The following is a 1,786-nucleotide window of genomic DNA, read 5'->3' on the forward strand; positions in this document are numbered from 1 at the left end:
AATTGCAAACAGGCCGTGATTGCGAACAAGGACTGGATCCAGCCAGAATTAAATCAGGACTATGCTGAGTGGGCGGAACACAACCACACCGTGATTCTCCCTGCGAAAGTCAGAAAGCCCCGCTTCAAAAGTTCTGTAGAAAACGCAGTTGGTATCCTGGAAAAGGGATTCTTCCATGACCTGGAGGAACGCCGGTACTTCACGCTGGAACAGTTTAACGAGGATCTCTGGGAAAAGCTGGATGAGCTGAATGACGCACCGTTCAAGAAGAAGGAGCATTGCCGTTCCTACTATTGGGCGGAAGAAAAGGAAGAACTGATGCCGCTTCCCTCCACGCAATACCACTACATGGAGAGAAGTACGGCAAAGGTGTCCAGCGACTTCCACGTACGCTTTGACAATGCTTATTATAGCGTAGATAAAGCATATCTGCACAAAAAAGTGGTAATCCGCGCAACTGCTTCTGTTGTTAAAATCTTCAGTCTGGAGGGTGAACTTCTTGCTGAATGGCCAAGAGCTCGCTATAAGGGACAGTGGAGCACAAATCCGGAACATCTCCCGAAGAACTACAAGGACTTTTCAGAATGGAATAGTACATACTTTATCCGAAAAGCTTCCACGGTAGGCAGCAATACAACGGAGCTGATCAAGAGAATCCTGAAAAGTCGGAGGCTGGAGGTGCAGACCTATCGGCTCTGCATGGGCGTTCTGGGCTTTACGAAAAAATACAGCCGTGCAGCACTGGAGGAATGCTGCAAACGCGCTCTTGCTGCCGAAAGGACAACTTATACCTACATCAAGAATACCATCGGCGCTGTTGCCGAGGAGCTTGGTGCCGAAGGATACAACACGGATAAAAACAGAGAACGGAATGAAGGTGCTTACATCATGGATCGCAGCTATTCCGACATGGAGAAGTTGCTGAACCGCAGCCGCACTCTTGCAGATCAGTCCGGGGAGGTGCGGTAATGAACACAGGAAAGAAAGAACTGCAATCCATTCTCCAGGAACTGGAAGAGTTGAAACTGCCCCATATGGCAACAAAGCTCGAAGAACTTTATCATCAACCTGCTTTTGTTGACACAGGGCGTCTGGAACTGATCAGTGCCATTGTACATGAGGAATACACAGCAGCCATCGAAAACCGTTACACATCACGTCTGAAGAAAGCAAAGCTGAGAGGGAGCGATAATTGTCTCGATCAGTGTGTGGATTCAAAAGAGCGGAAGTATCAGCCACAAGATATCGTTCGAACGCTTTCCTCACTGAATTTCATAACAAACGGTATGAATCTTTGTATCTTTGGTGCATCAGATAGCGGAAAGACATATTTAGCAAGAGCTCTTGGTGCCGAAGCATGCCGGGAGTTTCGTGTTGGCTATTACCATTGCGAAGATCTGGCTGGAGAACTGGCAACGATTAGGAAAACAGACTATAAACAGTACCAAAAAAAGTTACGGTCTATCATCAACATGGATCTTGTTATTCTGGATGATTTTCTGTTGCATCCAATCACGGAAGATGATGAAGTGAAGGCTCTGTATGATGTTCTGGAAAAGCGCAATGAGTTGTCAAGGAGTTGTATTATCTGTTCGCAGCGTGAGCCTAAGGCATGGCCATCCATGCTGATGGAAGATGAGGTATCATCCAACTCTCTGCTCAAGCGGGTAACAAAACATTATAACGTTATGATCGAACACAAAGTGGTCGATTAACTTCCGGCCACTCGTAGCGCCAAGTGTCCACTGGCAAACGCACCAGTGGCCACTGACTGGCGCAAAATGCA

2 protein-coding genes are annotated in these 1,786 nt (G+C 47.2%); both read left to right on the forward strand.

The window, feature by feature from the left end; all coding sequences use genetic code 11:
- Positions 1-969: Mu transposase domain-containing protein (locus tag ACTNES_RS20670; RefSeq protein ID WP_441040553.1), on the forward strand; the 969-nt coding region annotated here is incomplete at its 5' end.
- On the forward strand, positions 969-1,715 hold the full coding sequence (locus ACTNES_RS20675) for an ATP-binding protein (protein WP_279207485.1): 747 nt from the start codon (positions 969-971) through the stop codon (positions 1,713-1,715). The genes ACTNES_RS20670 and ACTNES_RS20675, both read left to right, overlap by 1 nt.
- Positions 1,716-1,786: the final 71 nt, after the last annotated feature.

The organism is Blautia sp. HCP3S3_D9 (genome assembly GCF_052063845.1).
In the GTDB taxonomy this organism is placed as follows: domain Bacteria; phylum Bacillota; class Clostridia; order Lachnospirales; family Lachnospiraceae; genus Blautia_A.